Raw genomic sequence first — 21,989 nt, 5'->3', positions numbered from 1 at the left:
ATAAAATCCCTGCATGGCCAACCTTGCCGATCTGTTCGATTCCGCTGCCGCGCGTGCGCTTGATGCGCAGGCCTCGGCGTTGGCCGCCGACGGCGGCTGGGGCCTGATGGCGCAGGCCGGCCAGGCCGCCTGGCAGTGCCTGCTGCAGCATTGGCCGCAGGCGCGGCGGATCGGCGTGGTGGTCGGCGCTGGCAACAATGGGGGCGATGGCCATGTGCTGGCCCGTCACGCGCTGCAGGCCGGGCGCGGGGTGACAGTGATCGCCCTGCCGGGCAGGCCGCCCTCGACCGCGCTGGCACAGCGTGCAGCATCTGAATTCAGGTCCGGCGGCGGCACCATCACCGATTTCGACGGCATGCTGCCCGAGGCCGACGTCTGGGTCGATGCCCTGTTCGGGCTGGGCTTTGATCGCGCGCCGGAGGGTACGGCGCAGGCGTTGATTACCGCGCTCAACGCGCAGACTGCGCCGGTGCTGGCGCTGGATGTTCCCAGTGGCGTCGATGCCGACCGTGGGGCGGTGCCGGGCGTAGCAGTGCGCGCTGCACTGACCCTGCAGTTCATCGTGGCGCATCGCGGGCTGTATTCCGGCGATGCGCTGGATCATTGCGGGCAGAAGGTCCTGGCGCCCCTGCTGTTGCCCGCGGCGGCCTGGCAAGGCGTGGTACCCGCTGCGGAGCACTGGACGCAGGTGCGGTTGCGGGCCCTGTTGCCACCGCGCCGCGCCAATACCCACAAGGGCGAATCCGGGCACGTGCTGTGCGTCGGCGGCGACCATGGCAGCGGCGGTGCCATCGCGATGGCGGCCGAAGCCGCCTTGCGCGCGGGTGCGGGGCTGTTGAGCCTGGGCACCCGCCGCGACCACGTCGGTCCACTGCTGGCCCGGTTGCCCGAGGCCATGACCCATGCACTGGAAGATGGCGATGTGCTGCCGGCGCTGCTGGACAAGGCGAAGGTGGTGGCGATCGGGCCCGGTCTGGGCCAGGACGAATGGGCACGCGCCTTGTTTGCGCGGGTGCTGGCCAGCAACAAGCCATTGGTGGTCGATGCTGACGCCCTGAACCTGCTGGCGCAGGATCCGCGCGCGTTGCCCGATGCCATTCTCACACCGCACCCGGGCGAGGCCGCGCGCCTGCTCGGCTGCAGCACGGCTGAAATCCAGGCCGACCGCTACACCTGTGCGCACATGCTGGCCGAGCGCTTCCATGCCGTGGTGGTGCTGAAGGGCGCTGGCAGCATCGTGGCAGCGCCTGGGCAAACGCCCCGGTTGATCGCTGCCGGTAACCCAGGGATGGCCGTGGGAGGCATGGGCGACCTGCTCACCGGCATCATCGCCAGCCTGCGCGCGCAGGGCCTTGCGGCCTTCGATGCCGCGGCCGCGGGCGCGCTGCTGCATGCGCTGGCGGGCGATGCAGCTGCCGCCGATGGCGCGCGCGGCCTGCTTCCTACTGATCTGCTGGCGCCGCTGCGGCGACTGGCCAACCCGGACCTCTCCCCATGACCGAATTCTTCCTTGCCGACAGCGACGCCACCGAACTGCTCGGGCAGTGGCTGGCGGCCACCCGGCCGCCGCAGGCGCTGATCGAACTGCGCGGCGACCTGGGTGCCGGCAAGTCCACCACGGCCCGCGCGCTGCTGCGCGCGCTGGGCGTGCAGGGCGCGATCCGCAGCCCCACCTACACCCTGGTCGAGCGCTATCCGCTGGCCAGTGGCGGTGAGGCGTGGCACCTGGACCTGTATCGCATCGGCCAGGCCGGTGAGCTGGATTTCCTCGGCCTGGACGAGGGCAGCGCGGTGCTGTGGCTGGTCGAATGGCCGGAACGGGGCGCCGGCGCGCTGCCGCCGACCGACCTGGTGGTGGCGCTGGAGATCGACGGGCAGGGACGACGCGTCCGTCTCACTGGGGCCAGCGACGTAGGACGTGAATGGCTGGAACGGCTGCCGCAAGGGGGCGACTTGCAGGCCATTTCTGTCGGCTGACGAGAACAAAGACCGGCAGGTTACGGATTATTAAGGAAAAAGGTGTTGCATTCCGTTCAGCGCGGTGATTGAATCCTGAGCCATGCGCCCGGGGAACCGTCTCATCGCCATCTGTGCCGCCGTCGGACTGGGTCTGGCGAGCGTCAGTGCGTGGGCGGGTGAAGTCCGACAGGTCCTGCTGAACACCGGCGCTACCGGCACCCGTGCCGAGATCTCGCTGGTCGGCAGTGGCGGCTACAAGACCCTGTCGCTGGCCGGCCCGAACCGCCTGGTGGTCGATTTCCCCGACTCCAGCGCCATACGCAACCTGAAGATGCCGGCCGCGCAGGGCGTGGTCACGGCGGTGCGTACCGGACAGCCGGTCCCGGGCACGTTCCGCGTCGTTTTCGACCTCGCCGAATCGGTGGCGCCGTTCCGCCCGCAGATGCAGCGCGAGGGCAATGAATCCAAGCTGGTGATCGAATGGCCGGGCGATGGCCCGGCCGTGGCCAGCAGCCGCCCGGCGGCGACGCCAGCCGTGCAGCCGCAGGCGCCCGCGGCGGGAGCTGCACCAGTACCGACTCCGGCCGAGAGCGCGCAGTCGCGCACCGATGCCGCGCGTGCCACGGCCCTGCTGACCGCACAGGTACAGCAGCAGGCCAGCGCCACTGCCGCCGCACCGGCCACGCCGACCCCGGCACCAACCACCGCGCCGGCCCAGGTTGCTGCGGCCGGTGTCACCGCCAGCAGCACGCCGTCGTCCTCGCCGGCCGCGATCCTCGCCGGCCAGCGCACCGCAGCGGTGGTGACCACGCCGCCGGCCACCGTGCCTACACCGGCACCGACGCCGGTGGAACCGCCGCGTCCTGTCATGCCCAGCGATGCGTCGCGTATCCGCATGCAGGCCGGCATGCGCCACCTGGTGGTGGCGATCGATCCCGGACACGGCGGCCAGGACCCGGGTGCGATCGGCCCGACCGGCAAGCGCGAGAAGGATGTCACTCTGGCAGTGGCGCGCGAGCTGGCCCGCCAGGTCAACGCCACGCCAGGCCTGAAGGCCTACCTGACGCGCGACAGCGACGTGTTCATTCCGCTGCCGATGCGTGCGCAGAAGGCGCGCGCGAACAAGGCGGACATCTTCATCTCGATCCATGCCGACGCGGCCGAAAACCGCTCGGCCACGGGCTCATCGGTCTACGTGCTGTCGACCAAGGGCGCCTCTTCGCAGCGCGCCCGCTGGCTGGCGGACAAGGAAAACGCGGCCGACCTGGTCGGTGGCGTGCGCCTGCAGCAGACCGAAGGCACCCTGGCCAACGTGCTGCTGGACCTGGCGCAGAGCGGCTACATGAAGGCGTCCGAAGACGCGGCCGGCCACGTGCTGGGCGGCCTGAAGCGGATCGGCAACAACCACAAGCCGAACATCGAGCGCGCCAACTTCGCGGTGCTGCGCACCTCGGACATGCCGGCGATGCTGGTGGAAACCGCGTTCATCTCCAATCCGGATGAAGAGCGCCGCCTGATGGACCCGGCGTACCAGCGCAAGATCGCTGGCGCCGTGCTGGATGGCGTGCACACCTTCTTCAGCCGCCAGCCGCCGCCGGGGACGTTGTATGCGGCCCGCGCCCAGGCCGAGATCGACGCGGCCGGCACCATGGCCGGCGGCAGCAAGTAAGCCGCCGAAGGCGGGTTACTGCTTTCCGTAGAGTCGAGCCGCGCTCGACTGGGCCTTGTCGGTAGCCCGCAGTCGAGCATGGCTCGACTCTATCCTCGGCAGCTCCGCTATCATCGACCCATGAAGTCTGCTGCCCATCACCTCCCATGAGCGCGCCCGGTCCGCGCCCGATCCGGCCGTTGCCGGAGATCCTCATCAACCAGATCGCCGCTGGCGAAGTGGTCGAACGGCCCGCGTCGGTGGTCAAGGAACTGGTCGAGAACGCGATCGATGCCGGCGCCAACCGTGTCGACATCGATCTGGAAGAGGGCGGTGTGCGCCTGATCCGCATCCGTGACAATGGCAGCGGCATCGCACCGGAGCAGCTGCCGCTGGCGGTATCGCGCCACGCCACCAGCAAGATCGCCGACCTGGACGATCTGGAATCGGTGGCAACGCTGGGGTTCCGCGGTGAAGCGCTGCCTTCGATCGCCTCGGTCAGCCGCTTCACCCTGGCCTCGCGCCGCGCGCATGACGAGCACGGTTCGGCGTTGCAGATCGAAGGCGGCAAGATCGGCGAGGTGACCCCGCGCGCGCACGCGCCGGGCACCACGGTGGAAGTGCGCGAGCTGTTCTACAACGTGCCGGCGCGGCGCAAGTTCCTGCGCGCCGAGCGCACCGAACTGGGCCATATCGAAGAGTGGCTGCGTTCGCTGGCGCTGGCACGGCCGGATGTCGAGCTGCGCGTGTCGCACAACGGCAAGGCCTCGCGTCGTTACAAGCCGGGCGATCTGTATTCCGATACACGCCTTGCCGAAACGCTGGGCGAGGATTTCGCCAACCAGGCCGTGCGCGTGGACCACAGCGGTGCCGGACTGCGCCTGCATGGCTGGATCGCGCAGCCGCATTATTCGCGCGCGAGCGCCGACCAGCAGTACCTGTACGTCAACGGTCGCTCGGTGCGTGACCGCAGCGTCGCCCACGCAGTGAAGATGGCCTACGGCGATGTGCTGTACCACGGCCGCCAGCCGGCCTATGTGCTGTTCCTGGAACTGGATCCGACCCGCGTCGACGTCAACGTGCACCCTGCCAAGCACGAAGTGCGCTTCCGTGATTCGCGGCTGGTCCATGATTTTGTCTACCGCACGCTGAAGGATGCGCTGGCCGATACCCGCGCCGGCATGTCGGCGCAGGAGATCGGTGCCGGTGCTGCGCAGCCGGTGGATGCCACGGCCATGCCGATGGCATCGAGCGCAGGCGCGTCGGGATTCGGGCTGGTGCGTGGGCCCGCGCCGGGTGCCGGCTCGGGAGGTGGTGGTGGCGGATTCTCCGGATGGCGCCCGCAGCAGCCGCTGGGCCTGCAGGTGGCCGATGCACCGGCTGCCTATGCCGCGCTGTATGCCGCACCGGCCGGCGCCGAGCGCGGTGCTGCGCTGCCGCCGATGCCGACCGAGAACGGACTGCCGGTCACCAGTGCCGACGCAGGCGTGCCGCCGCTGGGCTATGCGATCGCGCAGCTGCATGGCATCTACATCCTGGCCGAGAACGCCGAAGGCCTGATCGTGGTCGACATGCATGCGGCCCACGAACGCATCGGCTACGAGCGCCTGAAGAACGCGCACGATGGCATCGGCCTGCAGTCGCAGCCGTTGCTGGTGCCGATCACGCTGGCAGTGGGCGAGCGCGAGGCCGACACCGCCGAGAGCGAAGCTGAAACCCTGGCGGTGCTCGGCTTCGAGGTGACCCGTGCCGGCCCCGGTTCGCTGCACGTGCGGAGTATTCCGGCATTGTTGGCGCATGCCGAACCGGAAGGGCTGCTGCGCGACGTGCTGACCGACCTGCGCGAGCATGGCCAGAGCCGCCGCGTGGCCAGTGCACGCGACGAACTGCTGTCGACCATGGCCTGCCACGGCGCGGTGCGTGCCAACCGGCGCTTGACCCTGCCGGAAATGAACGCGCTGCTGCGCGACATGGAAATCACCGAACGGTCCGGCCAGTGCAACCACGGCCGACCGACCTGGGCCCGTTTTTCGCTGGCGGAGATCGACCGCTGGTTCCTGCGCGGACGTTGAGGGGAGCATCGATGCGTTATCGGGGAATGGCGGGCCTGCTGGCCGCCGTGGTGTTGGCCGCCTGCAGCCCGGCAACACCGCCGGTGCCGACGGCCGCTGAAGATCCGGCCCACGCGGCCGCGCAGCAACAATGGCGTGTAGCGCGCTACCAGGACCTGACCCGGCCCGATGGCTGGACGGCGCTGGTGGGCCTGCACTGGCTGCAGAACAAATCGCATTTCGTTGGCAGCGGCGCTACCAACGGCATCCGCCTGACGGTTGGCCCGGACAAGCTGGGCCTGCTGCGTCGCGAAGGGACGCAGTGGTGGTTCACGCCTGAAGCCGGTGTCGATGTCAGTCATGATGGCCTGCCGGTGCGCGGCCGCATCCGCGTTGACACCGACAAGGACGCGCAACCGACGCTGCTGGCCTTCGATGGCGGCAAGGGCCAGCTCAGCATCATCCGCCGGGGGCCGCGGGACGCGCTGCGGGTCAAGCATGCCGATGCGCCTGCGCGGCGTGACTTTGCCGGCCTGCAGTACTGGCCGGGCGGCGTGGACTGGCAGGTGCAGGCGCGCTTCATCGCGCACCCGCCGGGCAAGACCCTGCCGATCGTCGACATCACCGGCCTGACCACCGAGATGCCCAATGCCGGCGCGGTCGAGTTCGAACGCGATGGCCGCAGCTGGCGGCTGGAAGCGATCGGTGCGCCCGGGCAGCCGCTGTTCCTGATCTTCGCCGACCGCACCAGCGGCCGCGGCAGCTATCCGGCCGGTCGCTACCTGGATACCGATGCGCCCGCCGCAGACGGCACCGTGCGCATCGATTTCAACCATGCCTACAACCCGCCGTGCGCGTTCACCGCCTACGCCACCTGTCCGCTGGCGCCACCGGAAAACCGGCTGGACCTGCGCGTGGAAGCGGGCGAGAAGGCGTACCACCTGCCTGAAGGAGAAGGCTGACCATGCCGATCAAACACCCGTTCCGTGCCGCGCTGCTGATGGCGGCGTGCGCGATGGCACCCCTGGCCACTGCCCGCGATGCGCCGGGCACCACGGCTGCGGCCGCGACCGCCGCGGCGGCCAAGCCGCCCGTACCGCTGTTGTGGAAAGTCACCGGCCCGGGCGATGCACGCGTCTACCTGCTGGGGTCGTTCCACCTGCTGAAGCCGCAGGACTACCCGCTGTCGCCCGATGTCGAGCAGGCGTTCGAGGCCTCGCAGCGGGTGGTGTTCGAGCTGTCGCCGGAAGACATGCAGTCGCCGCAGCTGGCCAGCCGCATGGTGCAGGCCGCGACCCGCACCGATGGCAGCGAGCTGAAGCGTGATCTGGATGCGCCGACCTGGCAGAAGCTGCAGGCCTTTGCTGCCCAGAACCAGCTGCCGCTGGCGCAGATGCAGGGCATGAAGGCCTGGTTTGTCGGCCTGAGCATTTCGGTCGGGCAGATGCAGAAACTGGGCCTGGACCCGGCGCTGGGCCTGGACCGCCACTTCATGGAGCGTGCGCAGAAGACCGGCCGCAAGACGGCGGGCCTGGAGGACATCGATACCCAGATCGGCATGCTTGACGGGATGACGGTGCAGGAGCAGCGGCAGATGCTGGCCGAAGCGCTGGACCAGGCCGGCAAGGCCGATGAGCAGGCGCGGCTGCTGCATGATGCATGGCGTCGCGGCGACGAGCGCCTGCTGTGGACCAAGATGGCGGCGGAGATGCGCCAGCAGTATCCGCAGCTGTACCAGCGCATCAACACCGGGCGCAACGATGCCTGGGTGCCGAAGCTGCAGCCGTACCTGCAGGCCGGGCAGGGCGGTACGCTGGTGGTGGTCGGCACGCTGCACCTGCTGGGCAGTGATGGCGTGGTCGAGAAGCTGAAGGCCAAGGGCTACAAGGTCGAGCGCGTGTGCACGGGGTGCAAGGCGAAACGCTGACGCATCGTTGGCGCGATGCCAAACAGAACGGCGCGCCAGGGGCGCGCCGTTTTCGTATCAGCCGTAGCTGCCGTTCAGCGGCGGGTCTTGCCGCCGGTGCCGGTGCCCGGTTCGCCGGGCTTGTTGCCGGTGCCGGTTCCCGTTCCGGTACCGCCGGGGCGCGGGCCACCGAAACCGCTGCCCATGCTGCGCTGGAATTCCTGCCACAACTCCAGGTTGCGCTCGGTCAGCTGATTCATCATCGCCCACGGGGTCTGGCCCAGCAGGTTGCCCATCTGCTGGCGGAACTGCTGCTGCTGGTCGAGGAAGACCTGCATGCTGCGCTCCAGATAGTTGCCCATGAAGCCCTGCAGGGAATCGCCGTAGAAGCGGATCAGCTGGCTCAGCAGCTGGGTGGACAGCATCGGTTCGCCGTCCTGTTCCTGGTCGGCGATGATCTGCAGCAGGACCGATCGAGTGAGGTCGTCGCCGCTCTTGGCGTCGCGGACTTCGAAGTCTTCACCGTCCAGGATCAGCTGGCGCACGTCCTCGATGGTGATGTAGCTGGAGATCTCGGTGTCGTAGAGACGGCGGTTCGGATACTTCTTGATGATGCGGGTCGCAGCCATGAAGCGGTACTCGTCACAGTAGACGCGCAGCATGGCGCAGTGCAGCAGCGGTTGCAACCGCTCCAGCCCCCGCCAGGCTTGGCTTTCAGGGGCGATCATGTTGCGCAACAAGGGTTTGCGTGCTGCGCAGCATGACCATCGGCAGGGGCCGCCGGTGCATGCCGCGGCGCCCCCCTGCGCGGCTCACCAGCCCATGTGGTGGCCGCCGTTGATGTCCAGGTTGCTGCCGGTGATCCACGAGGCTTCCTCGGCCACCAGGAAGGACACGCCATAGGCGATTTCTTCCGGCTTGCCGAGGCGTCCGGTCGGGATGTCGGCGATGATCTTGGCGCGCACGTCCTCCGGAACCGCCATCACCATGTCGGTGGCGACGTAGCCGGGCGAAATGGTGTTGACAGTGATGCCGAAGCCGGCGTTCTCGCGGGCCAGCGAGATGGTGAAGCCGTGCATGCCGGCCTTGGCCGCAGCGTAGTTGGCCTGGCCGTACTGGCCCTTCAGGCCGTTGATCGAGCTGATCTGGATGACCCGGCCCCAGCCGCGGCGGCGCATGCCCTCGATGACCGGCCGGGTGACGTTGAACACCGAGTTGAGATTGGTGTTGATCACATCGTGCCACTGGTCCGCGCGCATGCGGTGGAAGGTGGTGTCACGGGTGATGCCGGCGTTGTTGACCAGGATCTCGACCGGGCCCAGCTCGGCCTCGACGGCGCGCACGAGTGCTTCGGCGCTGTCCGGATCGGAGACATCGCCCGGGAAGATCGCCACGTGGTAGCCGCGCTCGGTCATCGCCTGCTGCCAGGCGCGGGCCTTGGCCTCGTCGCGGTAGTTGGTGGCGACCCGGTGGCCCTGGTCGGCCAGGCGTTGGCAGATGGCGGTACCGATGCCGCCGGTTCCGCCGGTGACCAGTGCGACGCGAGATGTCATGGAGTGCTGTCCGGGTATCAGGTGGGGGAAGGGGGATTCTGCAACATCGGCGCGGAAAGTGCGCCGGCCGGCAACAGGATGTCGGTCCGCGGCAGCCGCGCCGGGTCGAACGCCCGTTGCGCAGCCTCCAGCAGCGCATCCCGGTCATCGGCGCCGTCCAGTGCGGCAGGCGCCTGGCCCAGCAGCTGCCAGAGCGCGCGCAATACCGGCACCGGCCGCGTGCTGTCCACCGGCAGCGACGCCAGCGACTTGGACAGTTTGTGCCCCGGTGCATCGAGCAGCAGCGGCAGGTGCCAGTAGCGTGGCACGGCCAGGCCCAGCGCCTGCTGCAGCAGGATCTGCCGCGCGGTGGAATCGAGCAGGTCGGCGCCGCGCACCACTTCGGTCACGCCCTGTTCGGCGTCATCGACCACCACGGCCAACTGGTAGGCCCAGCAGCCATCTGCACGGCGCAGCACGAAGTCGCCAACCTCGGCATGCACGTCCTGGTGCTGCGGCCCGCGCAGGCCATCATTGAAGTGCACGATGCTGCCGCGTGGCACGCGGAAGCGGACGGCAGGGTCCGGTCGTGGCTGTCGCGCAACGCAGCGGTGGTGGATGCCGCCGCTGGCGGCCAGTTCGCTGCGGCTGCAGTGGCAGACAAAGGCCAGATCGCTGGCCAGCAGCACGTCGAGCGCGGCCTGGTAGGCCTCCCCGCGCGCGCTCTGCCACAGGACCGGGCCGTCATGGGTGAGGCCGAAGGCGGCCAGCGCCTGCAGTTGTGCCTCCGCGGCGCCAGGCACCGTGCGCGGCGGATCGACGTCTTCAATGCGCAGCCGCCACAGGCCGCCGTGATGGCGGGCGAGCAGCCAGCTGCCGAAGGCGGCAAGCAGGGATCCGGGGTGGAGCAGGCCGGTCGGCGAGGGCGCGAAGCGGCCGCAGGAAATGGGGGAGGTCATGCTGGCTGAATCGTCGGTCAGGTTGGCGCTTGAATTCAAGCTGACCACACCGCAAATTGACTGGTATCGACCCCTTCCGAGCCGGATTTTCCCATGTTTACCCGCATTGCCCTGTTCCTGGCGACCAACTTCGCGGTCCTGATCCTCGCCAGCATCGTGATGTCGTTGCTGGGGGTCAATCCGAGCCAGATGAGTGGCCTGCTGGTCATGGCCGCGATCTTCGGCTTCGGTGGCTCCTTCATCTCGCTGCTGCTGTCCAAGTGGATGGCCAAGCGCTCCACCGGTGCGGTGGTGATCACCGAGCCGCGCAACCAGACTGAGCGCTGGCTGCTGGCCACCGTCGAGCGGCAGGCCAAGGCGGCCGGCATCGGCATGCCCGAGGTGGCGGTCTATGACGGCCCGGAGATCAATGCCTTCGCCACCGGTGCCAACCGCAACAACGCGCTGGTGGCGGTGTCCACCGGCCTGCTGCACAACATGAGTGAAGACGAGGCCGAAGCGGTGCTGGGCCACGAGATCGCCCACGTCGCCAACGGTGACATGATCACCATGGCACTGCTGCAGGGCGTGTTGAACACCTTCGTGATCGTGCTGGCCCGCGTGGTCGGCGGCATCATCGACAGCGCGCTGTCGGGCAACCGCGAAGGCGGCGGCCGCGGCTTCGCCTACTACATCATCGTGTTCGTGCTGGAGATGGTGTTCGGCCTGTTCGCCACGATGATCTCGATGTGGTTCTCGCGCCATCGCGAGTTCCGTGCCGATGCGGGTGGTGCCTCGCTGGCGGGCCGCCAGAAGATGATCGCCGCGCTGGAGCGCCTGCAGCTCAACCACGGCCAGAGCACGCTGCCGACCCAGATTGCCGCCTTCGGCATTTCCGGTTCGACGGCCAAGAAGCTGTTCATGAGCCATCCGCCGCTGGAAGAGCGCATCGCCGCGCTGCGGGCGTCGACGGCGGCGTAAGCCACCGCTCCACGGTAGTGCAGGAACGCCTGGCCCCGCGCCGGGCGTTTTTGTTTGCGCGATGCATTGCTGATGCCGGATCGTGCCCGGCGGATCGTTTCCGCGCCTGCGGGGAGGTGTCACTTTCTTTGCTCGTGCAAAGAAAGTAACCAAAGAAACACGCCGCCGGGGCGCGAGCCGTCGCTGCGCGACGGTTCCCTGTGCTTCTCGGCGAATCAGGGGACGGCGCCGAACTCGCTGCGCTCAGACACCGGCGCCTCTTCGCCCCTGATTCCCCTGCGATGCTCGGCTCGCTCAAGGCGGACTGGAAGATCAAGATCAAGATCAAGAACAACAGCATCCACACGTGGCGTGGATTTACTGGGTGCAGCTGTGGCATTTGACCTTGGGTCCGCCTTGAGCGAGCCGAGCACCGCAGGTCCGGCGAGGGCGAAGAGGTGCGGGTGTCTGAGCGCAGCGAGTTCCCGCACCGTCCCTCGACGGGCCGAGGAGCGCAGGGTACCGATGCGTAGCATCGGCTCGCGCCCTGGCGGCGTGTTTCTTTGGTTACTTTCTTTGCACGAGCAAAGAAAGTGACACCCCTCCGCGGTCGCGGAAACGACTCTCCGTGCGCACAAACGAAAACGGCACCCTCGCAGGTGCCGTCTCCATGAACCGCATTACGCGAAACCTCAGAACTTCGCGTCGAACTCCGCCGCATAGCCGGTGTTGACCAGCACCTTCTGCAGCGACTCGGCCACCTTCAGGTTGCCGGCCACGATCTGGTGGGTCTCCGGGCCACGGTTGTCCATGCGGCCCAGGGTCGCGCCCTTGAAGTCGCAGACCTTGCCACCCGCCTCGCGGACCAGCAGCAGGCCGGCGGCGATGTCCCACGCCTTCACGCCGGCTTCGAAGTAGGCGTCGGCGCGGCCGCAGGCCACGTAGGCCAGGTCCAGTGCGGCCGAGCCGGTGCGGCGGATGTCCTCGCCGTGCACCAGCAGGGCGTCAACCGCCTTCAGCTGGGCGCTGGCACGGCTGCGCTCGCGCGGTGCGAAGCCGGTGTGGATCATCGTGCCTTCCAGGTCCTTGCGATCGGCCACGCGGATGCGGCGGTCGTTCAGCACGGCGCCAGCGCCACGGCTTGCGGTGAACAGTTCATTGCGCAGCGGGTCGAAGATGACCGCATCGGTCGGTTCGCCATTCTCGACCAGGGCGATCGACACGCAGTAGTGCGGCACGCCGCGCAGGTAATTGCTGGTGCCGTCCAGCGGGTCGATGACCCACATCTGGCGGCGCTCGCCCTGCACGCCACCTTCTTCGCCGAAGATGCCGTAGTCCGGGTAAGCGCGCTTGAGTTCCTTGACGATGACTTTTTCCGCGTCCGCATCCACTTCGCTGGCGTAGTCCATCCGGCCCTTCTGCACCACGTTCAGTGCCTCGAGCTTGTTGATGTTGCGCAACAGGACGTTGCCGGCGAGGCGGGCGGCCTTGACCATGACGGTGACGGCGGGTTTCTGCATGGCGTGGGCTCCCGGAAAGGCAGAAGAGATGGACTGGCGGGGGAAAAGAGCGGGTCCGGCGCAGTGGCCGGCCGCACAGTTTACCATTGGTCATCGTCCAGCTCGACCTTTTCCCTGTTCATGTCCCAGTTTCCCGCCGCCACCCGCCTCCGATTCGTCCTGGTCGGTACCCAGCACCCCGGCAACATGGGCGCTGCCGCCCGTGCCCTGAAGACCATGGGCCTGGCTCGCCTGGTGCTGGTCGCCCCCGAAAAACCGCTGGACGAGGAGGCTTTCCGCCGCTCGGCCGGTGCCGAAGACGTGCTGGGGGACGCCCCGGTGGTGGCCACCCTGGCCGAGGCCGTGGCCGATTGCCGACTGGTGCTGGGCTGCACCGCCCGTGCCCGCCGCGTCCAGCTGGAGGAGTACCTGCCGGCCGATGCCGCCGCCCGTGCGGTGGCCAAGGCGGGCGAGGGCGCCGAGGTGGCGCTGGTGTTCGGTCGCGAGCGCACCGGGCTGACCAACGAGGAACTGCAGCTCTGCCATGCGGCGGTGCATATTCCATCCGACCCGGCGTTCAGCTCGCTCAACCTGGCAGCCGCGGTGCAGGTGCTGGCCTATGAAACGCGCATGCAGCTGCTGGGCGCGCAGCCGGCCGCCGACGCCGAGCCGGGTTTCCGCGAACAGGCCGCCAGCCATGAGCAGATGGAGAGCTTCTTCGCCCAGCTCGGCGACACCTTGGACGAGATCGATTTCCACAAGGGCCGCGCACCGGAATCAGCGATGCGCAAGCTGCGCCGCCTGTTCCTGCGCAGCGAGCCGAGCGAGCAGGAAGTGCGCCTGTTGCGCGGCATCCTGGCCGACACCCAGCGCATGGCGCGACTGGCACAAGCGGGCAACAAGGACAGCTGACGACGTTCTCATTTTTTCGGGTAGTCTGTCCGGATACCCAGGGGGGATGAAGCCTGTGTCGGGTCTGCGAAGGGCAGTGCAGAGGGGACTGCTGAGCCTGGTCATGATCCTGCTGGCCGGGACGGTGCATGCAGCACCGGACCCGGTGCTGGTGCTGGGCCGGATCAGCGATGATCCCAAGGCCCATTACGAGCAGCTGCAGCCGTTGCTGGACTATGTGGTGGCACGCATGCATGACGTCGGCATCAAGGAGGGGCGGATCCTGATGGCGCGCGACCCGCAGCAGATGGCCAGCTATCTGCGGCGGGGGCGGGTCGACTGGGTCACGGAAACGTCGGGTACGGCGGTGGCACTCGGCCAGCGCAGTGGCGCGCGGCCGTTGTTGCTGACCGAGCGCAATGGCGTGCGTGAGTACCAGACCGTGTTCTTCGTGCGCCGCGACAGTCCGGTCCAGCGCATCCAGGATATGCGTGGGCATCGCCTGGCGTTGCAGAACACGGCGTCCACCAGTGCCTACCTGGTGCCGGTGATGACGCTGCTGCAGGAGGGGCTCGCGCCGCAGATCCTGGCCGGCGTGTGGGACATGCCGGGCCGGGACAGTGTGGGGTATGTGTTCGCGCGCAGCGAGTTGAACATCGCTACGTTCGTGCACAAGGGCGTGGTTGACGTGGGGGCGGTGAGCAGCGTGGACTGGAACGACGAGCGACGGATGCCGGCGGCATTCCGGCGCGACTTCCGCGAGCTGCTGCGCACCAGGCCCTACCCGCGGGCGGTGGAGATGGTGCGCGCCGGCCTCGACCCGCGGGTGCGTGACCGGCTGCAGGACGTCCTGCTGCAGGCGGCCAGTGACCCGCAGGCGCAGGGGGCGTTGCATCGGTTTTTCGGTACTTCCGGTTTCCACCGCGTCGATGCGCATGCGCAGCAGCGGCTGGATGAATTGAAACAAGGATTGACGCGCGTGCGGATGGAAGTGGAATGAAGTGGCTCGGCTCGGGAATGCAGGCCCGGTTCCTGCTCGCGATGGGCGGGGCGATGGTCGTGGTGGTGGCGATCCTGGCAGTGTTGCTGGGGCGGCAGGCGGCGATGCAGGGCGAGGTGCGCAACCTCAGTGGTGGCGTCATCCATGAACTGTTCGACCGCAGCGTGCGCAGCCGCGGCGAAGCGATGGCGCGCGAGCTGTCCGACGCGCTGGCCAACCCGTTGTACTACCGCGACCTGGACCAGGTCGGTGCGCTGGTGCGCAGCACCGCACGGCAGCCGGTCGTGCGCTATGTGCTGGTGTTCGACGACCGTGGCCGGCTGGTGCATGACGGCTCGATCGAGGTGTCCGGCTTCGGCCAGCCGATGGCCGACCCGCTCGCTCCCAAGGCCGCGGTGGCGCAGGCGCTGGTGGTGCAGGAATCGCCCAAGGTGCTCGACAACACCATGCCGATCATGGTCGGCAACCAGCGCATCGGCGGCGTCCGCGTCGGCATGGCGCTGGACGAGGTGCAGCAGCGCGAACAGGCAGCCAATGCCACGCTCGGCGAGCGCCTGCAGCAGGTCGGCAGCCGCCACCTGGGCTGGCTGCTGCTGATGCTGGGCCTGCTGGTGGTGATCGGCGTGGCGGTGATCCTGTACGTGCAGCGCACCCTGGTGGCGCCGATCCGGGACCTGGCCGCTGCGGCACGCCGCATCGAGGCTGGCGACTACCAGGCGCCGCTGGCCGAGAACACCCGCAATGACGAGGTCGGCGAGCTGGTGCGCGGCTTTGCCCGGATGCGCGATTCCATCGCCCGCCATGACCGCGAGGTGCGGCGCATGGCCTATACCGATGCGCTGACCGGGTTGACCAACCGGCTGGCGTTCCGGGAAGCACTGGACCATCGCCTGATGGCGGCGCGCGCATCCAATCATCGGCTGGGCCTGCTGTTCGCCGATATCGACGACTTCAAGCGCGTCAACGATACCCTTGGCCATGAGGCCGGTGACGAAGCGCTGTTGCAGTTCGCACAGCGCATCGGGCGCGCGGTCGCCGAAGCGGGAGGCGATGAGGCGCTGCTGGCCCGCTTCGGCGGCGACGAGTTCGTGATCCTGGTCGGCGATGGCGACGTGGCCGCGAACGCCCGGCTGCTGGCCGAGGTGCTGGTGCGCGAACTGGGCAAGCCGCTGGTGGTACAGGGCAGGGAGCTGTTCCTGGGGACCTCGATCGGCGTGACCCTGTTCCCGGACGATGCCGCCGATGCGACCACGCTGCTGAAGAACGGCGACATCGCCATGTACCAGGCGAAGATGGCCGGCAAGAACTGCTACCGCCATTACAGCCGGGCGATGGACCATGCGGTCGAGCGCCGCGTGCACATGGAGCAGGAACTGCGCGGGGCCTGGGAGCGCGGCGAGCTGCGCCTGGCCTACCAGCCGATCTTCCGCATGCGCGACCGCCGCATGGTCGGCGTCGAAGTGCTGCTGCGCTGGCAGCATCCGACCCTGGGTACGATTCCGCCGTCGGTGTTCATCGAAGTGGCCGAGCAGAGCGGGCTGATCGAGATCATCGGCCCGAAGGTGCTGCGTGCGGCCTGCATGGAAGCCTCGCAGTGGCCACGGGGTGCGGGCGGCGACGATCTGTTCGTGTCGGTGAACGTATCACCGCGGCAGCTGCGCGGCGGCGAGCTGCCGGCGCTGGTTGCACAGTGCCTGCATGAGTCCGGGCTACCGGCCTCGCGCCTGCACCTGGAGCTGACCGAAACCGCAGTGATCGGCGACGAGATGGTTGCCGCGCAGCTGCTGGACAAGCTGCACCGCACTGGCGTGAAGGTCTGGCTGGATGATTTCGGAACGGGCTTCTCCGGTCTCAGCCACCTGCGCCAGGTGCCGGTGGACGGCGTGAAGATCGACAAGAGTTTCGTGGCCGACATGCAGCGCGATCCCGACGATCTGGCACTGACCACGGCCATCATCGCCATGGCCCACGCGCTGGGCATCACGGTGGTGGCCGAAGGCATCGAGCAGCAGGCGCAGTTCGAACTGCTGGTGCAGCGCGGCTGCGATCTTGGCCAGGGCTACTGGCTGAGCCACCCGGTGACCGCCACCGAAGTGGTGCGGATGATCGAATCGGGTCTCTGACCGACGGTTGTTGTGTCGGGGTCAGATCCCTTTTCCGCAGGAAAAAGGGATCTGACCCCCTGCGGAATTACAGCGGGCGCTTGCTCGGGTCGCCGGGCAGTTCGCGCACCAGCTTGGGGATCAGGTAGCCGGACAGGCGTGCGGTCAGGCCGGCAATCAGCGCCTTGGCCTGGCTGTCGTCCACTTCGAAGTGGGCCACGCCCTCGACCCGGTCCAGCTGGTGCAGGTAATAGGGCAGCACGCCGGCGGCGAAGCTGCGCTCGCTCAGGTCCTGCAGGGCCTGCACGCTGTCGTTGACCCCGCGCAGCAGGACGGCCTGGTTCAGCAGCTGGGCGCCGACGCCGCGCAGGCGGCTCATCGCAGCGTCCACGCTGGCGTCGAACTCATTGGCATGGTTGGCGTGGACCACGATCGCCAGCGGCCACGGCAGGCTGCCCAGCCAGGCCAGCAGCTCCTCGTCCACGCGCTCCGGCAGCACGATCGGCAGCCGGGTGTGGATGCGCAGGCGGCGGATGTGCGGGATCGCGCGCAGCGCATCGGTCAGCTCGGCCAGCTTGTGCGTGGCCAGTGACAGCGGGTCGCCGCCGGACAGGATGACCTCGTCGATGTCCGGGTCGGCCGCGATGGCCGCTACGGCCTCCTGCCAGCCGCCCTTGGCGGCGTTTTCCGCGGCATAGTCGAAGTGGCGGCGGAAGCAGTAGCGGCAGTTGATCGCGCAACTGCCGGTGGCGACCAGCAGGGCGCGTCCACGGTACTTCTGGATGACGCCGGTGGCCTTCCTGGCGGCACCATCACCCACCGCATCGAAACTGAACCCGGGTGCCGGGCGCATTTCCTCGTCGACGGGCAGCACCTGGCGCAGCAGCGGGTCGGCCGCGTCGCCCACGCGCATGCGCGCCACGAAGCCCTCCGGCACGCGCAGCGCGAACTGGGCAATGGCCGCCTCCGAGACACCCAGCGCGGCCGGGTCCAGCTGCAGCCGGGCCAGCAGGGCGTGCGGGTCGCGCAGCGCCTGGCGCCAGAGCTGCTGCCAGCGCGCGGGCGCGCCTGGCGACTGGGGCCGGGGGAAGGCGGAAAGCTGCATGGAGAGGGGGCCTGCGGTTATCATGGGGGCAGAAAAACAGTCGCCCACCGGCACCCGGTGGGCTTTCCATTCTAACGGCTCGCCGCACCCGCGGCGTTTTTGCCACTCAGGAGTTTACGCATGGCCAGCTACGGCATGAACGACGTCAAGAACGGGATGAAGATCCTGGTCAACAACCAACCGGCCGTCATCATCGACACCGAATACGTCAAGCCGGGCAAGGGCCAGGCCTTCACCCGCGTGAAGTACCGCCTGATCAAGGACGGCCGTACCCAGGAAGTGACCATGAAGTCGACCGACTCGCTGGATGCAGCCGACGTCGTCGATACCGACATGAACTTCATGTACAGCGACGGTGAGTACTGGCACTTCATGGACCCGGAATCCTTCGAGCAGGTCCAGGCCACCAAGGCCGGCATGGGCGGCGCCGAAAAGTGGCTGAAGGGCGAAGAGTCCTGCGTGGTCACCCTGTGGAACGGTGAGCCGATCTTCGTGCAGCCGCCGAACTTCGTCGAACTGAAGATCACCGAAACCGATCCGGGCGTCCGTGGCGACACCTCGGGCGGCGGCGGCAAGCCGGCCACCCTGGAAACCGGCGCCGTGGTCCGCGTGCCGCTGTTCGTCAACCAGGACGAAGTGATCCGCGTCGACACCCGTTCGGGCGAATACTCCGCACGCGTCAAGTAAGGTTCCGGCCATAGGCCGACCTTGCGGTAGTGCCGGCCGCTGGCCGGGTACGCGCCAGCACATTCGCGCTGGCGCTCCCATGATCTGCTTCGGCAGATCATGGGCCCCGCTTCACGGGTCTCCAGACCCCGCCGCTTCGCGGCAGCCCCTTACTCAGGGGCGTGTCCCCAGAAGTATCTCGCCGCCCCCACAGCCAGTGAGCCCGCATGAGCGATAGCCCGCACCTCCCCGAAGCCTGCGACCTGCTCATCGAAGCCGGTTACGTCGTTCCGATCGAGCCGCATGCGGTGGTGCTGGAAGACCATGCCGTTGCCGTGCGTGGCAGCGAGATCGTGGCCATCCTGCCGCGTGCCGAGGCGCGCGCACGCTTCCGCGCCACCCAGGTGGTGAGCCGACCCGAGGCTGCGCTGATGCCGGGCCTGGTCAACGCGCACACGCACAACCCGATGACCCTGCTGCGCGGCGTTGCCGACGACCTGCCGCTGATGACCTGGCTGCAGCAGCACATCTGGCCGGTGGAAGCGGCGGTGATCGGCCCCGAATTCGTTGCCGACGGTACCACCCTGGCCATCGCCGAGATGCTGCGCGGCGGCACCACCTGCGCCAACGAGAACTACTTCTTCGGCGACGTGCAGGCCGCGGTCTACAAGAAACACGGTTTCCGCGCGCTGGTGGGCGCGGTCATCATCGATTTCCCCACCGCCTGGGCCAAGACCGACGACGAGTACTTCGCCAAGGCCGGTGAACTGCACGACCAGTGGCGCACCGATCCGCTGATCGGCACCGCGTTCGCGCCGCATGCGCCTTACACGGTCAATGATGCCAACTTCGAGCGGGTACGGATGCTGTCCGACCAGCTCGACATGCAGGTGCACCTGCACACCCACGAGACCGCGCAGGAAATCAACGATTCGATCAGGCTGCACGGCCAGCGCCCGCTGGCGCGGCTGGATCGGCTCGGCCTGGTCAACGACCGCCTGATCGCGGTGCACATGACCCAGCTGACCGATGCGGAAATCCACCTGTGCGCCGAACGTGGCGTCAGCGTGGTGCATTGCCCGGAATCCAACCTGAAGCTGGCCTCCGGTTTCTGCCCGGCCTGCGCCCTGCAGCGCGCAGGCGTGAACCTGGCAATCGGTACCGATGGCTGCGCCAGCAACAACGACCTGGACATGTTCAGCGAGAACCGCACCGCGGCGATCCTGGCCAAGGCCGTGGCCGACGACGCCACTGCACTGGACGCGGCAACCACGCTGCGCGCGTCCACGCTGGGTGGCGCACGCGCGCTGGGCTTCGGCGACCGCATCGGCTCGATCGAAGTCGGCAAGCAGGCCGACCTGGTCTGCGTTGATCTGTCCGCGCTGGAAACACAGCCGCTGCACAACGTGCTGTCGCAGCTGGTGTACGCCACCGGCCGCCAGCAGGTCAGCGATGTCTGGATCGCCGGCAAGCCGAAGCTGGTGCAGCGCGAGCTGGTCGGCATGGACCTGCCGGGCATCATCGCCAACGCGCGCCAGTGGCGCGAGCGCATCCGCCATATCCGCGCCTGAACCCTGGCGCCGCAAGGACATCCCCCATGACTGCCCCCCACGCTTCCTCAAATTTCGATCAGGCCGAGCTGGACAAGTTCGCTGCGCTGGCCAACCGCTGGTGGGACGCTGACGGCCCGCAGAAGCCGCTGCATGCGCTGAATCCGGTGCGCCTGCAGTACGTGGCTGACCGCGTGCCGCTGCGCGGCGCCCGCGTGCTCGACATCGGCTGCGGTGGCGGCCTGTTGAGCGAAGCGCTGGCCCAGGCCGGTGCTGACGTCACCGCCATCGACCTGGCCCCGGAGCTGGTCAAGGTCGCGCGCCTGCATGCGCTGGAAAGCGGCGCCCAGGTCGATTACCGGGTGCAGGCGGCCGAGGATCTGGCCGCCGAGCAGCCGGGCAGCTTCGACGTGGTCACCTGCATGGAAATGCTGGAGCACGTGCCGGACCCGGGCGCGATCATCGAGGCCTGCAAGCGCCTGCTGAAGCCGGGCGGCCACCTGTTCCTGTCGACCATCAACCGCACCGCCGCCGCGTTCGCGGTGGCGATCGTCGGCGCCGAGTACGTGGCGCGCCTGCTGCCCAAGGGCACGCACCACTACCAGGAATTCATCAAGCCGGCCGAGCTGGCGCGCTGGCTGCGCGAGGCCGACCTGCAGCTGGTGGATGTCAGCGGCATGGCCTACGAGCCGTGGCGCAACCATGCCCGCCTGAGCAGCCGCACCGACATCAACTACCTGGCCTACGCGGTCAAGCCGGCATGACCGCCGCCCGCTTCCCGCGTGCGGTGCTGTTCGACCTGGACGGCACCCTGCTGGACAGCGCGCCGGACTTCGTCGCCACCTGCAACGCGATGCTGGCCGAGCGTGGTCGTGCGCCGATCGATCCGGCGGTGCTGCGCCCGGTGGTATCCAAGGGCTCGCGCGCGATGGTCGGGGCCGCTTTCCCGGACCTGGATGCCGCTGCGCGAGATGCACTGATTCCGGAATTCCTGCAGCGCTACGAAGCGCTGATCGGCCAACACGCGGTGCTGTTCGATGGCGTGGCCGGCATGCTTGCCGCGCTGGATGACGCCGGCACCGTATGGGGCATCGTCACCAACAAGCCCGAGTACCTGGCGCGGCTGATCCTGCCGCAGCACGGCTGGCAGCAGCGCTGCGCAGTGCTGGTCGGCGGTGACAGCCTGGCCGAGCGCAAACCTCACCCGCTGCCGCTGCTGCACGCTGCGCAGGCCATTGGCGTTGCCGCCGAAGACTGCGTGTACGTGGGTGACGACGAGCGCGACATCATCGCCGCGCGGGCCGCGGCCATGCCGTCGGTGGCAGCCCTGTGGGGCTACCGCCTGCACAGCGACGATCCGCTGGCCTGGCAGGCCGACGTGCTGGTCGAGAACGCTGAACTTCTGCAACTGGCCAGTCTCTGGCCGACCCGGCCGGCAGCCCCGGCCCAGCCGTAAGGAATGGTGTAGTGAGCAGTACCGCGCTGGACAGTTTCCTCGACAAGTGGCGCAGCCGTTGGCCGGAATGGTCGGTGGCCGCCCCGTTCGTGGCCGAATCGCAACGCGAGCTTGCAGTGGCGTGGTTCGCGCTGCTGCAGGAGTTCGACGACATGCTCAACACCAGCGGCGATCCGCTGCCGGCCGACGCCAAGCTGGCGTGGTGGGGCGAGGAGCTGCGCAGCTGGGCGGGACATCGCTCGCGCCATCCGCTGGGCAGGCTGCTGGAGCCGGTGCGTGCACCGTGGGCCCAGTTGGCCGAAGCACTTCCAGATCTGGTTGAAGCGCGCACGGTCGCGCTGGATGCGGCCGGCGCCGAGCGCGCGCTGGCGAACTACGCCGAGGCCGTAGCCGCGGTGGAGGCGGCCTTGTTCGCTGACAAGCCGCGCACCGGCGCCGGTCGTGCGGTGCAGCTGCAGACCCTGGCGCAGCGCCTGCAGGACGCTGGCGTGGCGGGTGTGCCGCGCAGCCTGCTGGACGAGGACGCCAGCAATGCCGCACAGCGCTGGGCGCAGCATCTGTTGAAGGGGTGGGGCACCCGCGTGCCCGGCCCGCGCCCGCGCCGTGTGTGGTCCAGCCTGGCGCGTGCGCGGGTGGCGGCACAGGCCGCAGGCAAGCCGATCGAGGCCACCCCGGTGCGCACCCTGCTGCGCGTGTGGTGGGCCGCGCGCGGTTGATCCAACGTAC

20 protein-coding genes are annotated in these 21,989 nt (G+C 68.5%); 15 read left to right on the top strand and 5 right to left on the bottom strand.

What is annotated here, in order from left to right; all coding sequences use genetic code 11:
- Nucleotides 1–13: 13 nt before the first annotated feature.
- The 6 genes from ACT6SE_RS14300 to ACT6SE_RS14275 all read left to right on the top strand — a co-directional run bounded on the left by ACT6SE_RS14300 (nt 14) and on the right by ACT6SE_RS14275 (nt 7,585).
- Nucleotides 14–1,498 (top strand): bifunctional ADP-dependent NAD(P)H-hydrate dehydratase/NAD(P)H-hydrate epimerase, encoded by a 1,485-nt coding sequence (locus ACT6SE_RS14300; RefSeq protein WP_046431751.1) that lies wholly within the window; start codon nt 14–16, stop codon nt 1,496–1,498.
- Nucleotides 1,495–1,977 carry a tRNA (adenosine(37)-N6)-threonylcarbamoyltransferase complex ATPase subunit type 1 TsaE gene (tsaE, locus tag ACT6SE_RS14295; protein ID WP_014647814.1) on the top strand — a complete coding sequence of 161 codons (483 nt, stop codon included), beginning with the start codon at nt 1,495–1,497 and terminating at the stop codon, nt 1,975–1,977. Before ACT6SE_RS14300 ends, tsaE begins: the two co-directional genes overlap by 4 nt.
- Before the next feature lie 82 nt (nt 1,978–2,059).
- Nucleotides 2,060–3,628, top strand: coding sequence for an N-acetylmuramoyl-L-alanine amidase (locus ACT6SE_RS14290; protein ID WP_046431749.1), 1,569 nt, complete (start codon nt 2,060–2,062; stop codon nt 3,626–3,628).
- A gap of 146 nt (nt 3,629–3,774) precedes the next feature.
- Nucleotides 3,775–5,679, top strand: a complete 1,905-nt coding sequence (gene mutL / locus ACT6SE_RS14285) for a DNA mismatch repair endonuclease MutL (protein WP_046431747.1) — start codon at nt 3,775–3,777, stop codon at nt 5,677–5,679.
- 11 nt (nt 5,680–5,690) lie between these two features.
- A complete protein-coding gene (locus ACT6SE_RS14280; RefSeq protein WP_046431746.1) occupies nt 5,691–6,620 on the top strand; it encodes a DUF1684 domain-containing protein in 930 nt (309 codons plus the stop codon).
- Nucleotides 6,621–6,622: 2 nt separating this feature from the next.
- Nucleotides 6,623–7,585 carry a TraB/GumN family protein gene (locus tag ACT6SE_RS14275; protein WP_046431744.1) on the top strand — a complete coding sequence of 321 codons (963 nt, stop codon included), beginning with the start codon at nt 6,623–6,625 and terminating at the stop codon, nt 7,583–7,585.
- A 74-nt stretch (nt 7,586–7,659) separates the two neighbouring features.
- On the opposite strand, the gene phaR is transcribed toward ACT6SE_RS14275, so the two are convergent.
- The 3 genes from phaR to gluQRS all read right to left on the bottom strand — a co-directional run bounded on the left by phaR (nt 7,660) and on the right by gluQRS (nt 10,055).
- On the bottom strand, nt 7,660–8,193 hold the full coding sequence (gene phaR / locus ACT6SE_RS14270) for a polyhydroxyalkanoate synthesis repressor PhaR (RefSeq protein ID WP_041864232.1): 534 nt from the start codon (nt 8,191–8,193) through the stop codon (nt 7,660–7,662).
- A gap of 183 nt (nt 8,194–8,376) precedes the next feature.
- On the bottom strand, nt 8,377–9,117 hold the full coding sequence (locus ACT6SE_RS14265; RefSeq protein ID WP_014647808.1) for a beta-ketoacyl-ACP reductase: 741 nt from the start codon (nt 9,115–9,117) through the stop codon (nt 8,377–8,379).
- 17 nt (nt 9,118–9,134) lie between these two features.
- The gene (gluQRS, locus tag ACT6SE_RS14260; protein WP_041863637.1) at nt 9,135–10,055 is read right to left on the bottom strand and encodes a tRNA glutamyl-Q(34) synthetase GluQRS; all 921 of its coding nucleotides are present in this window, start codon (nt 10,053–10,055) and stop codon (nt 9,135–9,137) included.
- Nucleotides 10,056–10,148: 93 nt separating this feature from the next.
- Here gluQRS and htpX point away from each other — a divergent pair, with 93 nt between their 5' ends.
- Nucleotides 10,149–11,015, top strand: coding sequence for a protease HtpX (htpX, locus tag ACT6SE_RS14255; protein WP_014647806.1), 867 nt, complete (start codon nt 10,149–10,151; stop codon nt 11,013–11,015).
- A 671-nt stretch (nt 11,016–11,686) separates the two neighbouring features.
- Here the strand turns inward: htpX and ACT6SE_RS14250 are convergent.
- Nucleotides 11,687–12,514, bottom strand: coding sequence for an inositol monophosphatase family protein (locus ACT6SE_RS14250; RefSeq protein ID WP_005417749.1), 828 nt, complete (start codon nt 12,512–12,514; stop codon nt 11,687–11,689).
- 120 nt (nt 12,515–12,634) lie between these two features.
- Between ACT6SE_RS14250 and ACT6SE_RS14245 the strand changes: the two genes are divergently transcribed.
- The 3 genes from ACT6SE_RS14245 to ACT6SE_RS14235 all read left to right on the top strand — a co-directional run bounded on the left by ACT6SE_RS14245 (nt 12,635) and on the right by ACT6SE_RS14235 (nt 16,507).
- On the top strand, nt 12,635–13,405 hold the full coding sequence (locus tag ACT6SE_RS14245; protein WP_032956141.1) for an RNA methyltransferase: 771 nt from the start codon (nt 12,635–12,637) through the stop codon (nt 13,403–13,405).
- Nucleotides 13,406–13,508: 103 nt separating this feature from the next.
- Nucleotides 13,509–14,384 carry a phosphate/phosphite/phosphonate ABC transporter substrate-binding protein gene (locus tag ACT6SE_RS14240; RefSeq protein ID WP_444811013.1) on the top strand — a complete coding sequence of 292 codons (876 nt, stop codon included), beginning with the start codon at nt 13,509–13,511 and terminating at the stop codon, nt 14,382–14,384.
- Entirely contained in the window at nt 14,381–16,507 is a 2,127-nt protein-coding gene (locus ACT6SE_RS14235) for a putative bifunctional diguanylate cyclase/phosphodiesterase (protein WP_014647803.1), read from the top strand. Before ACT6SE_RS14240 ends, ACT6SE_RS14235 begins: the two co-directional genes overlap by 4 nt.
- A gap of 67 nt (nt 16,508–16,574) precedes the next feature.
- Here ACT6SE_RS14235 and epmB read toward each other — a convergent pair whose 3' ends face one another.
- Nucleotides 16,575–17,615: an EF-P beta-lysylation protein EpmB gene (epmB, locus tag ACT6SE_RS14230; protein ID WP_087948696.1), complete on the bottom strand. Its 1,041-nt coding sequence runs from the start codon at nt 17,613–17,615 to the stop codon at nt 16,575–16,577.
- Nucleotides 17,616–17,711: 96 nt separating this feature from the next.
- Between epmB and efp the strand changes: the two genes are divergently transcribed.
- The 5 genes from efp to ACT6SE_RS14205 all read left to right on the top strand — a co-directional run bounded on the left by efp (nt 17,712) and on the right by ACT6SE_RS14205 (nt 21,979).
- Nucleotides 17,712–18,278 (top strand): elongation factor P, encoded by a 567-nt coding sequence (gene efp / locus ACT6SE_RS14225; RefSeq protein ID WP_005410381.1) that lies wholly within the window; start codon nt 17,712–17,714, stop codon nt 18,276–18,278.
- Nucleotides 18,279–18,484: 206 nt separating this feature from the next.
- Nucleotides 18,485–19,828 carry a TRZ/ATZ family hydrolase gene (locus ACT6SE_RS14220; protein WP_014647801.1) on the top strand — a complete coding sequence of 448 codons (1,344 nt, stop codon included), beginning with the start codon at nt 18,485–18,487 and terminating at the stop codon, nt 19,826–19,828.
- Nucleotides 19,829–19,854: 26 nt separating this feature from the next.
- Entirely contained in the window at nt 19,855–20,571 is a 717-nt protein-coding gene (gene ubiG, locus ACT6SE_RS14215) for a bifunctional 2-polyprenyl-6-hydroxyphenol methylase/3-demethylubiquinol 3-O-methyltransferase UbiG (protein WP_014647800.1), read from the top strand.
- A complete protein-coding gene (locus tag ACT6SE_RS14210) occupies nt 20,568–21,263 on the top strand; it encodes a phosphoglycolate phosphatase (RefSeq protein ID WP_014647799.1) in 696 nt (231 codons plus the stop codon). The genes ubiG and ACT6SE_RS14210 overlap by 4 nt, the downstream gene beginning before the upstream one ends.
- Nucleotides 21,264–21,274: 11 nt before the next feature.
- Nucleotides 21,275–21,979, top strand: a complete 705-nt coding sequence (locus ACT6SE_RS14205) for a squalene/phytoene synthase family protein (protein ID WP_032956133.1) — start codon at nt 21,275–21,277, stop codon at nt 21,977–21,979.
- Nucleotides 21,980–21,989: the final 10 nt, after the last annotated feature.

Source organism: Stenotrophomonas sp. LC732 (genome assembly GCF_052446685.1).
Lineage (GTDB): Bacteria > Pseudomonadota > Gammaproteobacteria > Xanthomonadales > Xanthomonadaceae > Stenotrophomonas > Stenotrophomonas muris.
This window is presented reverse-complemented; position numbering and strand designations above follow the sequence as displayed.